This window comes from Nocardioides sp. (assembly GCF_047602075.1).
Taxonomy (GTDB): domain Bacteria; phylum Actinomycetota; class Actinomycetes; order Propionibacteriales; family Nocardioidaceae; genus Nocardioides.
In genome coordinates, this window is record NZ_JASGIF010000001.1 from 2336254 (window position 1) to 2348097 (window position 11844).

10 protein-coding genes and 1 pseudogene are annotated in these 11844 nt (G+C 70.4%); 2 read left to right on the forward strand and 9 right to left on the reverse strand.

Going from position 1 to position 11844, the window contains the following annotated elements; all coding sequences use genetic code 11:
• The first annotated feature begins 1 nt into the window (after nucleotide 1).
• Both QM714_RS11800 and QM714_RS11805 read left to right on the forward strand, forming a co-directional pair.
• Complete coding sequence (locus QM714_RS11800) at nucleotides 2–1138, forward strand: hypothetical protein (RefSeq protein WP_415100645.1); 1137 nt, start codon at nucleotides 2–4, stop codon at nucleotides 1136–1138.
• Nucleotides 1139–1181: 43 nt separating this feature from the next.
• Complete coding sequence (locus tag QM714_RS11805; protein ID WP_415100647.1) at nucleotides 1182–2639, forward strand: NAD(P)/FAD-dependent oxidoreductase; 1458 nt, start codon at nucleotides 1182–1184, stop codon at nucleotides 2637–2639.
• 51 nt (nucleotides 2640–2690) lie between these two features.
• Here the strand turns inward: QM714_RS11805 and QM714_RS11810 are convergent, their stop codons facing one another.
• The 9 genes and pseudogenes from QM714_RS11810 to QM714_RS11850 form a co-directional block, all read right to left on the reverse strand.
• The gene (locus tag QM714_RS11810; RefSeq protein ID WP_415100649.1) at nucleotides 2691–2942 is read right to left on the reverse strand and encodes an SDR family NAD(P)-dependent oxidoreductase; all 252 of its coding nucleotides are present in this window, start codon (nucleotides 2940–2942) and stop codon (nucleotides 2691–2693) included.
• Nucleotides 2943–2955: 13 nt separating this feature from the next.
• Nucleotides 2956–3243 (reverse strand): annotated as a pseudogene (locus QM714_RS11815) (SDR family NAD(P)-dependent oxidoreductase); the annotation flags it as partial.
• The gene (locus QM714_RS11820) at nucleotides 3165–4526 is read right to left on the reverse strand and encodes an aspartate aminotransferase family protein (RefSeq protein WP_415100651.1); all 1362 of its coding nucleotides are present in this window, start codon (nucleotides 4524–4526) and stop codon (nucleotides 3165–3167) included. The pseudogene QM714_RS11815 and the gene QM714_RS11820, both read right to left, overlap by 79 nt.
• Nucleotides 4523–6184, reverse strand: a complete 1662-nt coding sequence (locus tag QM714_RS11825; RefSeq protein ID WP_415100653.1) for an amidohydrolase — start codon at nucleotides 6182–6184, stop codon at nucleotides 4523–4525. Before QM714_RS11825 ends, QM714_RS11820 begins: the two co-directional genes overlap by 4 nt.
• Nucleotides 6174–6755 (reverse strand): hypothetical protein, encoded by a 582-nt coding sequence (locus QM714_RS11830; RefSeq protein WP_415101076.1) that lies wholly within the window; start codon nucleotides 6753–6755, stop codon nucleotides 6174–6176. Before QM714_RS11830 ends, QM714_RS11825 begins: the two co-directional genes overlap by 11 nt.
• Complete coding sequence (locus QM714_RS11835) at nucleotides 6668–7246, reverse strand: ATP-binding cassette domain-containing protein (protein ID WP_415100655.1); 579 nt, start codon at nucleotides 7244–7246, stop codon at nucleotides 6668–6670. Before QM714_RS11835 ends, QM714_RS11830 begins: the two co-directional genes overlap by 88 nt.
• Nucleotides 7243–9258 carry a dipeptide/oligopeptide/nickel ABC transporter permease/ATP-binding protein gene (locus QM714_RS11840; protein WP_415100657.1) on the reverse strand — a complete coding sequence of 672 codons (2016 nt, stop codon included), beginning with the start codon at nucleotides 9256–9258 and terminating at the stop codon, nucleotides 7243–7245. Before QM714_RS11840 ends, QM714_RS11835 begins: the two co-directional genes overlap by 4 nt.
• Entirely contained in the window at nucleotides 9255–10196 is a 942-nt protein-coding gene (locus tag QM714_RS11845) for an ABC transporter permease (RefSeq protein ID WP_415100659.1), read from the reverse strand. The genes QM714_RS11840 and QM714_RS11845 overlap by 4 nt, the downstream gene beginning before the upstream one ends.
• Nucleotides 10197–10299: 103 nt before the next feature.
• Nucleotides 10300–11829 carry an ABC transporter substrate-binding protein gene (locus tag QM714_RS11850; protein ID WP_415100661.1) on the reverse strand — a complete coding sequence of 510 codons (1530 nt, stop codon included), beginning with the start codon at nucleotides 11827–11829 and terminating at the stop codon, nucleotides 10300–10302.
• Nucleotides 11830–11844 lie beyond the last annotated feature (15 nt).

Consider the following 11844-nt stretch of genomic DNA (forward strand, 5'->3'; position numbering starts at 1 on the left):
GTTGGCCGTCATCCGGCAGCTGCTCGCGGTTCCGATGCAGACCGGCGCGACCTCGGACATCCAGTCCGGGATCGCCCGCAAGGCCGGGGTGCTGTGGTGCACCCGCCACCGTGACGAGAGCGCCCGCTCGCGCTCGGTGATGGTCTTCGTGCACCCCTCGTCGAACTTCATGGCGCACTACGCCCTGGAGCCGCTGGCCCGGCTGGGCATCGACGCGGTCGGCATGACGACCCGCTACCTCGGCAACGAGTCCGCGCTGCAGCTCGAGAACTGCGTGGTCGACATCGGCTCGGTCCTCCATCACCTGCGCGAGGAGGGGTACGAGCAGATCGTGCTCGCCGGCAACTCCGGTGGCGGCGGCGTGGTCGCGCTCTACCAGGACCAGGCCCGCACGCCCACGATCACCTCGCCACCCGCCGGCGGAGCACCCGACCTGACGCAGGCCGTGCTGCCAGCCGCCGACGCACTGGTGATGCTGATGGCCCACCCCGGCCGCAGCAGCGTGCTGACCGAGAAGATCGACCCGGCGATCATCGACGAGGCCGACCCGTTCCGGCGCGACCCCGAGCTCGACCTGTTCCACCCGGACAACGGCCCGCCGTACGCCAAAGAGTTCCTCGAGCGGTACTGGGCCGCTCAGGTCGCGCGCAACCGCCGGATCACCGCCTGGACCCAGGAGCGCCTCGCCGAGCTGCCCGAGCTCTCCGACGGACGGGTCGACGACCTGCCGTTCGTGGTGCACGGCACGATGGCCGACCCGCGCAACCTGGACCTCTCCCTGGACCCCTCCGATCGCAAGGCGACCACACAGTGGGGGCCGCCGTACCGAGCGAACCTGAGCCCGGCCACGCTGGCGCACTTCACCACGCTGCGCTCCTGGCAGAGCCAGTGGAGCTACGACCTCTCCAACGGTCACGGTCCCACCCGGCTGCGCGAGGTCGACGTACCCGTGCACGTCGTGTACGGCACCGCCGACCCCGGCTGCTACCCCGGGCACGCGCGATCCCTCTACGACGCCGTGCCGCACGACCGCAAGTTGCTGACCCCCGTTGTCGGTGGCGGCCACTACCTTTACGGCCAGCCCGAGCAACTCGACTTCACGGTCCGGCTGCTCGCCGATTGGACCCGCTCCCTCTAACCGCTCCCTCCAACCCGCTCCACGATCAGACGAGGTGCCCCCGATGCCCGAGCCCACCGCTGACCTGAACACCCGATCCGGCGCGCCCGCCGGCGTGGTCTCGCACTGGCTGGAGCAGGAGGAGAAGCTCGACCCGTCGATGCTGCAGCGGCGCCCGCGCCTCGACGGCGAACGCGAGGCCGACGTCTGCATCGTCGGCGCCGGCTACACCGGCCTGTGGACGGCGTACGCACTGCTCCGCAAGGACCCCGGACTCGACATCGTGCTGCTCGACGCCGAGTTCGCCGGGTACGGCGCGTCCGGCCGCAACGGCGGCGCGGTGATCGCCCAGCTCAACGGGTCGCGGGAGTACTGGGACGCGCTGGGCGGGCCCGGCGCCGGCGTCCGGATGGAGCGCGCCGTCCAGGCGACGGTCGATGAGGTCGGCAAGACGATGGCGGCCGACGACCTCGGCGCCTTCGTCAAGGGCGGCGTGGTGATCTCGGCCCGCGACGAGCTTGAGGCTAAGCGGCTCAAGGGCTCGGTCGAGGAGGACCGCGCGTACGGCTTCACCGAGGAGGACTGCGTCTGGCTGGACGCCGGCGCCGCGGCCGCCCGGATCGGCGTCGCCAACCAGCTCGGCGCCCGGTTCAGCCCGCACTCGGCCACCATCAACCCGGGCCGCCTGGTCCGCCGGCTGGCCGCCCGGGTGGAGGCCGCTGGCGCCCGGATCTACGAAGGCACCCCGGTCACGGCGATCACCCCACGCTCGGGAACGCAGGCAGCGGCCGCGCGGACGCCGTACGGCACCGTGCGGGCCAAGTGGGTCGTGCGAGCCACCGAGGCCTACACCGAGAGCCTCAGCAGCCACCGCGGTCGGCTGATCCCGGTGCGCACCTCGATGATCGTCACCGAGCCGCTCGACGACACCACCTGGGCGCGGCTGGGCTGGGAGCGCCACGAGACCCTGCTGGCGCTGCACCCGTTCCTCCACCTGCAGCACACCGAGGACCGCCGGATCACCATCGGCGGTGCGGACAACCGGCTGCCGTACCGCTTCGGCTCCAAGCCCTCCCCCGACGGTGCCGCGCAGCCGGTCGTGGCGGAGTACTTCCGGCAGCAGCTGATCAGGCTCTTCCCGACCCTGGGAAATGTGCGGATCGACCGCTCCTGGGCCGGCGTCTTCGGGGTCACCAAGAAGTGGGCGCCGTGCGTGCACGTCGACCGGGCCGCAGGCACCGCCTGGGCCGGTGGGTACGTCGGCGAGGGGGTCGCCGCGTCCAACCTGGCCGGCCGGACCCTCACCGACCTGATCCTCGGCGAGGACACCGAGCTCACCCGCCTGCCGTGGGTCGGCGAGCCGCCCCGTCGCTGGGAGCCCGAGCCGCTCCGCGCCACCGGCGCCCTCGGCATCTGGGCCATCCGCGCCATCGGCGACCAGGTCGAGGGCCGCACCAGCAAGCGCTCCCGCATGGTCGCCTTCGCCAACAAGGTCTCCGGCTTCTCCGGCCACCTGGGCTGACGTCGAGGGCGGAGTTGGCCCAGGCCGGGTTGTCCGCGATCTCATGCTCGATCATCGGCGTGCGGGTGAAGCCGGCGCGACCGCGTTGATCCGGATGCCCTGGTTGGCATGCTCCATGGCGGCGGCCTTGGTCAGGCCGGAGACGCCGTGCCTGGCGGCGCCGTACGCCGAGAGCGTGGCCTGGCCGGTCCAGGAGGAGACCGAGGCGGTGTTGACGATGACGCCGCTGATCAGGTTGGCGCCGATGATCAGGTTCCAGTTGTCCAGATCGGTCTCTGAACCAGGTCGAGCGCCCCGAGGCACCCGCGTTGTCGACCAGCGCCGCCGCCCCGGCCCGGTCCCGTACGTCGAGCCGGGCCAGCGAGATCTGTCCGCTGGACGCCGCGACCTCGTCGCACAGCTCCGCGACGTCCGAGGTCTCGCGGGCGGTGGCCACCACCCGCCGGCCGGTGCCGGCGAGCGCCACGGTGGTCGCGAGCCCAATCCCGCTGCTCGCGCCGGTGACCAGCGCAACAGGCTTGACTATCAGGCCAGGACCGTGCCGACGAACTCGTCGAGCGCGGCGGTGTGTCGGTCGACGTCCTCCGCAATCGTGGCCGGACACATCAGCACCATCGAGTGGAAGGGGGTGAGCAGCACCCCGCGGTTGAGCAGAAAGAGGTGCAGCGTGGCGTTGAGCAGAGGGTTGCGCGCAGCCTTCGCCTCGCCGCCGGTGCGCGGCACCGAGGGAGCGAAGAGGTACTCGCAGCGCGCTCCGAGCCGCGTCACGTGCCAGCCGAGATCACGCCGCGCGATGACCTCCTGCACACCAGCCTCGCAGCGCTCGGCGAGCCCGATCATGTGTGCGTACGCCGAGGGCGTCATGACGTCCTCAAGCACGGTGCGCATGACGTGCAGGGTGAGCGCGTTGGCGACCAGCGTGCCGCCGAAGCCGCCGTGGCTGCTGGCGTGGTTCACCTTACGGGTGTAGTCGGTGAGGGTGCCGGCCATCTCCTCGGTCATGCCGTACACTGCGGCCGGGATGCCGCCGGCGATCGCCTTGCCGAGCACGAACACGTCGGGGTCGAGGTCGTAGGCGCGGGTATAACCACCCGGCCCGGTGGAGATGGTGTGCGTCTCGTCGATGATCAGCTTGGTGCCGGCTGCGCGGGTCAGCTCGCGCAGCGCGTCGTGGTAGCCGTCGACGGGCGGCACAATGCCGATGTTGGTCATCGCCGGCTCGGCGAGCACGCAGGCAACATCGCCGCCGGCCAGCGCCTTCTCCAGCGCCTCGACGTCGTTGAACTCGACCACTGCCGAGACGCGGTCGAAGTCGACCGCGTTGCGCGAGACCCCCGGCTGCGGCTCGAGCCGACCATCCACGTCGACGACATGGGTCTCGTCAACCGAGCCGTGGTACTTCCCGGAGAAGACCAGCACCTTGTCGCGCCCGGTGGCCAGCCGGCACATCCGGATCGCGAACCGGTTGGCGTCGGTTGCGGAGGTCGCGAACTGCCACAGCGGCAGACCGAAGCGCTCCCGGAGAAGCCGACCGACGGCATTGCCGTCGGCGGTCGGCAGCATCGCGGTCGCACCCCGGTCGGCATGCCGGATCATCGCCTCCCGCACCGCCGGATGCGCATGGCCGAACATCGCGCCGGTGTCGCCGAGGCACATGTCGACGTACTCGTGGCCGTCGACGTCACGGACCCGGGCACCGACGGCGAACTCCATGAACAGCGGGTACGGCGTGGGCCAGTTGCCCATCCAATGCAACGGCACCCCGCCGGCGAGCGAGCGGCGGCCGTCATCGGCCAGCTCGGCCGAGCGCAGCGCACGCCGGCGGTAGCGCTCCTCTTCGTCGGCGAGCACCTGCTCGAGACGGGCGGGGTCGATCGGCGCGGTCACAATCCGGGTCCTCCTCGGTGGACGCCGCCGACGTACGTTGCAGCGACCGTCAGGGCGTGCAACTGGTGCTCGTCGATGGTGAGCGGGTCCTCCTCGAGCACCACGAGATCGGCCAGCTTGCCCGGCTCAATGGTGCCCTTGAGGTGGTCGGTGTGCTCCTGGTACGCCGCCTCGATGGTCCAGGCGCGCAGCGCCTCCTCGCGACTGACCCGCTCCTCCGGGCCGCTGACCCGACCGCTTCCCCGGGCCTCGCGCAGTACCAGGCACTCGACACCCTGGCGCCAGTCCGGGTCGGAGACCGGTGCGTCGGAGGTGTCGGCGACGTGCAGGCCGGCATCGATCAGGCTGCGCATCGGCGAGCTGTAGCCGGCGCGCTCGTCGCCGTACGTCGCGGGCAGCGCATCGGCCACGCTCCACTTGATTAGCGCGTTGGTGTTGGCGCAGTAGCCGTGCTCGGCCATCCGGCGGGCCGTCTGCGGGCTGAGCAGGTTGGCGTGGATCAGGGCATGCCGGGCGTCCGGCCACGGGTCCTTGAGATGAGCGGCGGCGAAGGCGTCGAAGGCGGCGTCGCAGGCGCGGTCGCCGGTCGCGTGCACCTGCACCTGGAGCCGGGCCCGATGCAGCTTCTCGACCATGCCGGTCAGCTCGGCGAGCCGCGCCTCGTCGGTCTCACCGTCAGTGAGCAGCGAGCCGTGGCAGCCCTCGCCGTACGGCCGCGAGGTCCAGGAGGTGCGCAGCGGCGGGATGCCGTCGGCGAAGAGCTTCGCGCCGGCGATCCGCAGTACGTGGTCCCCGAGGCCGGTGACCATCCCGCTGAAGCCGAGCGCGCGCTCGATCTCGTCGGCGTTGTTGGGCAGCCCGAGGCCGGCCCAGTGCAGCAGTACGCCCACGCGTAGAGGGAGTCCGCCAGCGTTGTGCATCCGGGCGTACTGCCGCAGCAGACCCGGCCCGACCATCGGATCGGTGACGCTGGTGAAGCCGAGGTCGAGCAGCTGCTGCATGGCCGCACCGACCGCCGCGTCGGCCTCGGCCCGCGTCGGCTGCGGCAGCGCGGTCAGCATCAGGTCGCCGGCGGACTCGACCAGGTAGCCCGCCGGCTCGCCGTCGGCGTCCCGCAGGATCGTGCCACCCTCGGGGTCCGGCGTGGCCGCGGTGATGCCGGCGGCGGCGAGGGCCAGGCTGTTCGCCCAGACCGCATGCTCGGAGAAGTGCACCAGCACGACTGGGTGCGAGGGGCTGACGGCGTCCAGCTCCTGCCGGGTCGGCCAGCGCCCGTCGAGGTCGCGCACCCGCGCCTCGTACCAGCCGTGGCCCTTGACCCAGCTGCCCTGCGGGCGCTCGGCGATCCGGCGGGCGACGGCGTCGACCACCTCCTGGACCGACGTGGCGCGGCTGAGGTCGATCGAGTACTCGGGCCGGTTGGCGGCCCACATGGCCAGGTGCATGTGCCCGTCGTGGACACCGGGGAGCACCGTCCGGCCGTCGAGGTCGACGACCTCGGTCGCCGGACCGCGCAGACCCGCGATCTCCTCGGCCGAGCCGACCGCGACGATCCGGCCGTCGCGCACCGCCACCGCCTCCGCCACCCGGCGGGCCGCAGACGAGACCCGATCCAGGGTCCGGACGGTGCCGCCGGTCAGGATCAGGTCAGCGGGCATCGACGGGCACTCCGATCGTGATCGGCTCGTGGGCATGGCAGGCAACCTGGCCGCCGCCGGAGGTGGGGCGCATCGGCGGCATCTCGGTACGGCAGACCGGCATCACCATCGGGCACCGGCTCTGGAAGGGGCAGCCGGCCTCGGCGCGCGGGTCCAGCACGGTCGCCGTACCGTCCCCGACCGGAGGCCGTGCACTGTCCTGGGCGCTCGTCTGGGCACTCTTCTGGGCCGCCCGCAGGTCCCGGCGCAGCTGGCGCCGCTCGCGCTGCGCGTCGGGATCCGGCACCGGGATCGCGGCCAGCAGCATCTGCGTGTACGGGTGCGCCGGCTCGGTGTAGACCTGCTCGGCCGCACCGGTCTCGAGCAGCCGGCCGGAGTACATGACGCCGACGTCGTCACTGATGTGCCGCACCACCGCGAGGTCGTGGGCGATGAAGAGATACGCGACCCCGAGCTCCTCCTGGAGGTCCTCCAGCAGGTTGATCACTTGGCTCTGCGTCGAGACGTCGAGCGCGCTGACCGGCTCGTCGCACACGATGAGCTGCGGCTGTGAGGCGAGCGCCCTCGCGATCGCGACCCGCTGGCACTGGCCGCCGGAGAGCTCCAGGGGTAGCGCTTGCGGTGGTACTCCGACATCCCGACCTGGTCGAGCAGCTGGTCGACCAGCTTCGACTGCTCCTTGGCGTTGGGCAGGTCGCGGTGTAGCCGGATCGGCTCGAGCAGGATGTCCTCGATCGTCCACGCCGCGTTGAGCGCAGTGGTGGGGTTCTGGAACACCACCTGCACGGCCCGCCGGTACGACAACGGGCTGCGTCGGCCGAAGTCGGCGATGTTCTTGCCGGCGAAGCTGATCGAGCCGCTGCTGGTGTCGACCAGGCGCAGGATCGCCCGCCCGATCGTCGACTTCCCGGAGCCGGACTCGCCGACCAGACCGAAGGTCTGTCCGGCATCGATCTGCATGCTCACCCCATTGACAGCCGGCCGTGGTGGGGTGCTGCTGAAGAGACCGCGCCGCGCGGCGTACCGCACCGCGAGGTCCTGGATGTCCAACAGGGTGCTCACGAGATCCTCACCTCGGGGACCAGCTCCAACTCGCCGGCGCGCACGCAACGCACGGCCCGGTCGTCGCCCACCAGGGCGATGCTCCCGGCGCCACACGCGTCCACCGCGTAGGAGCAGCGGTCCTGGAACCGGCAGGACGTCGTCCACTCCCACGGCGGGGGGACCCGGCCCGGGATCGTCGCCAGCCGCTGCCCGGTCGGCGCGTCGTTGACCGGGCTCGAGGCCAGCAGCGCCGCGGTGTAGGGGTTCTCGGGGCGTTTGAGCACCTCGGCGCAGGTGCCGCGCTCGACGATCTGGCCGGCGTACATGATCGCGACGGAGTCGCACATGTCCGCGACCACGCCGAGGTCGTGGGTGACCAGTACGATGCCCATCCCGAACTCGTCCTGCAGGTCGATGAGCAGGTCGAGCACCTGCGCCTGTACCGTCACGTCGAGCGCGGTGGTGGGCTCGTCGGCCAGCAGCAGCTTGGGGTTGCACGCGAGCGCCCGCGCGATCACGACCCGCTGGGCCATGCCGCCGGAGAACTGGTGCGGGTAGTCACCCATCCGGGCCGCCGGGTCGGGTACGCCGACCAGGCCGAGCAGGTCCTGCGCGCGCGCCTTGGCCTGGGCACGGGTCATGTCGAGGTGCCGGCGCAGCGGCTCCATCACCTGTCGGCCCACGGTCATCGTGGGGTCCAGCGCGGTGGTCGGGTCCTGGAACACCATGCCGACGTCGCGACCGCGGATGTCGCTGAGCTCGCGGTCGGAGCGGCCGATCAGCTGCTGGCCGGCCACCTTGACCGAGCCGCGCACGATCCGGCCCGGCTCCGGCACCAGACCTACCACAGCCCACGCGGTCAGGCTCTTGCCCGAACCGGACTCACCGGCCAGGCCGAGCGTCTCACCCGGCGTGACGCGCAGGTCGACACCGTCGACGACCACCGTCTCCTCGCCGCCTTCGGCCGGGAACGCCACCACGAGGTCCTCGACCTCAAGCACCGGCACCGGCCCGTCGGTGGGTGCCCGGTCGGCCCGCTCGGAGACCACGACCGGCGGCCGCTTGCGCTTGTTCGCCCTGGTGACGGCGCCGGTGTCGGGGCGCTTGATGATCGCATCCGCGACGCCGTCGCCGGCCAGGTTGATCGCGATCACCAGCAGCATGATCGCCAGCCCGGCCGGGAAGGGCAGGAACGGCTGCTGCGCGAAGTAGGACTGGGAGTCGTGGAGCATCCGGCCCCAGCTGGGGTCCGACGCGCTGGCGGCCAGACCCAGGTAACTGAGCTCGGCCTCGATCAGGATGATCGCGCCCAGTAGCACGGTCGTCTGCACCACCAGCGGCCGCAGGATGCTGGGGGTGATGTGCCGGGTGATGACCCCGAACGGTCGTACGCCGAGCACCTGGGCCGCCTCGACGTATGGCTCGTGCCGCGCCGACTTGACCATCGCCTGGCCCAGCGCGATGTAGCGGGTGCTGAAGACCAGACCGAGGCCGATCATGGCGTGGGAGAGGCTCACGCCGGTCACGGCCACGATGCCGAAGACGACCAGGATCGCTGGCAGCGCGAACGCGATGTCGTTGGCCCGGCCGACCAGTCGCTCCCATCGGCCACCGATGTAGCCGGCCGACATCCCCAGCGGGACGCCGATCAGGATCGAGATCGAGATGGCCTCCAACATCGCGATCATGGACAGCCGGGTGCCTGCGATCACTCGGCTGAGATTGTCCCTGCCCACCTGGTCGGTGCCGAGCCAGTGCTGACCGTTCGGGCCTTGGAAGGCGCTGGCCAGGTCTTGTGCGGAGGGGTCGTGGGGGCTGATGAACGGGCCGAAGATGGCGACCAGCACCATGAACAGCACGAAAAGCAGTGCGATGAACGGCACCTTCTGCCGGACCAGCCGCTTCAGCAGGCCGGGACGCCGCGGCGCCTGGCGCGACTCGCCCGCCAGCTCGTTCCCAGACTCGGTTGCCGACCCCGTCATGGCCCCGGCGGACCGGTCCGCCACCGTCTCGGTCACCGGTTCACTCACAGGCGGACCTTCGGATTCGCCCAGCCGAACGCGACGTCCGTGACCAGGTTGGAGAGCAGGACGAAGACGGCGACCACGATCACCGTGCCCTGCACGAGGGAGAGGTCCCGGTCGAAGATCGCCTGGACCGCCATCGAGCCGACCCCGGGGATGTTGAAGGCCTGCTCGACCACGAACGACGCGCCCAGGATGACGACCAGCTGGAAGCCGATCACCGGGATCACCGGGGTCAGCGCGTTCTTCAGCGCATGCCGCCACACGACCTGGCGCCGGGTGAGGCCACCGGCGACAGCCGCACGCACGTAGCCGCTGCGCAGCACGTCGACCATCGCGCTGCGGGTCTGCCGGGAGATCACTGCTCCCGAGGGCAGCGAGAGCGCGATCCACGGCAGGATCAGGCACTGGAACCAGGCCGCCGGATCGACGTCGAACGGCGTGTAGCCACCCGCCGGGAGCAGTGCCCACCTCACGCCGACGTACACACTCAGCAAGATGCCCACCCAGAAAGACGGTACGGCGAGCGCCACCGCGCTGAAGACCGTGATGGTCCGGTCGATGATGCCGCCGGGCCGCAGGCTGGAGCGGACGCCAAGAGCGATGCCGACGACGACGGCCAGCAGCAGCGCGCCGAGGGCGAGCGAGAGCGTCGCACCCATCCGGGAGCCGATGGTGGTGACCACCGGCTCCGCTGTCTTGGCCGAGACGCCCAGGTCCCCGCGGGCGGCGTTGCTCACCCAGATGCCGTACTGCTCGATCATCGGGCGGTCCAGCCCGAGGCGGTGGTTGAGCTCGGCCACCGCCTGGGGCGAAGCGCCACTGCCCAGGATCGAGTCGGCGACGGTGCCTGGTGCGAGCTGCACCAGGAGGAAGGCCAGGATCGAGATCACCAACAGCTGCGGCACCATCCCGGCGACTCGCAACGCGATGAACTTGGTCACCGTTCCTGCCGTCCTACCCGCATCGGCGTGGTCCACACCGGTGCGAGCCGTGTCGCCACGAGATGGCCGTCTCGACTCGATCCTGGTCGCAGCATTACCGGCCTCAGTTCACCTTCATGCCGTCGAACCGGGTGTTGCCGCAGGTCCACCACCACTTGGTGACGCCGGTGACCCGCTGCGGGTCCCAGGCCTGCAGGCAGCTGACGACGCCGAGGGGGATGATGATCCCGTCCTCGGAGGCCAGTGCGGCCATCTTCTGATACGCCGGCTCGTCCGCCGCCGGGCTGACGCCCGTGACCTGCTGCATCACCTTGTCGATGTCCGGCGAGGGCACTTTGAACGGGTTGGCTGGGCCGTACACCGAGATCCGAGTGTTGTAGACGTCCTGCGGGTGCACCTCGTGCGCCGGCACGATCGCGGCCGGGTACTTGCCGCTCGCCGCCTCGGCTGCGATGTTGCCGGTCTCGGCAGGCACCAGCTTCATGGTGATGCCGATCTTGGCCAGGAAGCCCGCGATCGCGGTGTTGTAGGCGTCGAAGGGGCCGTACGACGGGATGGAGAACTCCAGGTGGCTGACGCCGGCCTCCTTCATCAGCTCCTTGGCCTTGTCGAGATTGTAGCCGAGGCCCTTGTAGTCGGGGTTGAAGCCGTACTGGCCGGGGATCGTCCACTGGTTGGTCTCGACGCCGTAGCCGTTCATGGTCACGTCGAAGAAGGACTTCTGGTCGATGGCGTAGGCCATTGCCAGCCGGACCCGCTTGTCCTTGAACGCCGGGATGATCGTGCCGTTGCGGTCCATGATCTGCAGGTAGTACGGGAAGGACGGCACGTCTTGGACGTTCATTCCGGCGGCCTTGACCTGGTCGGCGAACTGGAAGTCCAGCGCGGCGTAGTCGACCTTGTGGGTCAGCAGTGCGTTCGCCCGGGCCTGCTGGTCGGGGATGTAGTAGATCTCGATGGTCTTCACGCCCTGGGCCGACTTGTTCCAGTAGTTCGGGTTGGCCTTGAAGACGTACTTCGAGTTCGGGACGGTGGTGGCGGCGTCCAGCAGCCAGGGCCCGGTACCGACCGGCTCGGTGGCCAGCTGCTTGGGGTTCTTCAGCGCCTGCGGGCTGGCCATCATGCCCTGCTGGCGCGACAGGTTGTAGATCAGCTGCGGGGTGGGGTGGGCGAGGTTGATCTTCAGCTCGGTCGGGCTGACGACGTCCATAGACTTGACGTTGAAGAACTTGGCCTGGTTCGGCGGGATGCCGTCCTTCAGCTGGTGCTCCAGGTTGGCCTTTACGGCGGCCGCGTCGAACGTCGTACCGTCGGAGAACTTGACGCCATCACGCAGGTGCAGAGTCAGGCTGGTGGGCGTGGACTCCCAGCTGGTCGCCAGGCCAGGCACCAGCTTGCCGCTGTCGTCGGTGTTGACCAGGAACTCGTAGGGACCCTGGTAATAGAGCATGTTCACGTCCTGGGGCGTGGCCAGGGCGGGGTCCCACGGGTCGGGCGGGGTATCGGTGGCGACTCGGAGCGTGTCCGCAGGACCGCTCGAGTCGCTGTTGTTCTGAGCGTTTCCCGAGCAAGCGGCAAGAACCACCATTGCGCTGACGACGACGGCGACGACGCCTAGCCGGATGCGTGCCATGGGCTCCCTTTCGGT

Excerpts from the sequence above, each read along its gene's own strand:
- QM714_RS11805 (WP_415100647.1), top strand. The coding sequence starts at position 1,182 with ATGCCCGAGCCCACCGCTGACCTGAACACCCGATCCGGCGCGCCCGCC.
- QM714_RS11825 (WP_415100653.1), bottom strand. The coding sequence starts at position 6,184 with ATGCCCGCTGACCTGATCCTGACCGGCGGCACCGTCCGGACCCTGGAT.
- QM714_RS11850 (WP_415100661.1), bottom strand. The coding sequence starts at position 11,829 with ATGGCACGCATCCGGCTAGGCGTCGTCGCCGTCGTCGTCAGCGCAATG.